This window comes from Patulibacter medicamentivorans (assembly GCF_000240225.1).
In the GTDB taxonomy this organism is placed as follows: Bacteria; Actinomycetota; Thermoleophilia; order Solirubrobacterales; family Solirubrobacteraceae; genus Patulibacter; species Patulibacter medicamentivorans.
The window spans coordinates 1-810 of record NZ_AGUD01000001.1; the positions used below are offsets into that span (position 1 = coordinate 1).

The 810-nt window shown below is 79.3% G+C and carries 2 pseudogenes; both read left to right on the forward strand.

The features are described from left to right. A pseudogene (locus PAI11_RS00005) lies at positions 1 to 468 on the forward strand (hypothetical protein); the annotation flags it as partial. A 45-nt stretch (positions 469 to 513) separates the two neighbouring features. Then, a pseudogene (locus PAI11_RS27705) lies at positions 514 to 810 on the forward strand (hypothetical protein); the annotation flags it as partial.

Below are 810 nucleotides of genomic sequence, written 5' to 3' on the forward strand. Positions count from 1 at the left end.
GGTGGCGCCGGTGGCGGTGGCGGTGGCGCCGCTGCCGGTGGCGCTGCGGCGAGCGGCGGTGCCGTGGGTGGAGCGACCGCGGGTGGCCCGGGCGCTGCGACGGCCACCGGCGGCGGGGGCGCCGCCGCGGGCGGCACCACGATCGGCCAGGTGGCCAACGTCCGCGGATCGACGCTCTACGTCGAGACCAGCGACGGCACCACGGTCGCCGTCCGGGTCGGCTCGACCGCCAAGGTCCAGCGGCTTTCCCACAGCAGCGTCGGCGGGGTCCACCCGGGCGACACGGTCGTCGTCTCCGGCAGCGCCCGGTCGGACGGCAGCGTCCGGGCGACCGATGTCCAGGCGGCCGCCAACGGGCTGTCGCTCGGCTTCGGCGGCCTGCGCTCCGGCGCCGGGGCCAGCGGCGCGGGCGGCGGCACGCGCAACAGCGGCGGCGATCCGGTCGACCAGCTGTTCGGCGGCGGCTGAGCGGCCGCGGCCTTCCGCACGAACGACCTCCGAGGAGCACCACGAATGATCGACCAGACCTCCACCCGCCGTCGCGCCGTCGCACCGCTCGCCCTGCTGCTGGTCGGGCTGGCGCTCGGCGGCTGCGGCTCGTCCGGCTCCGACACGACCACGACCACGGCCGCCGCCGGCAACCGCACCGGCGGCGACCCGGCCCAGCGCGAGAAGCTCCAGGCGTGCCTGAAGCAGCAGGGCGTCGACCTGCCGCAGCGGCCGGCCGGGGCCGGTGGCCCCGGCGGCTACGGCGCCCCGCCCGGCGGCGCGCCCCCGACGGGCGATGGTGGCTCGCCGAGCGGCGACGGC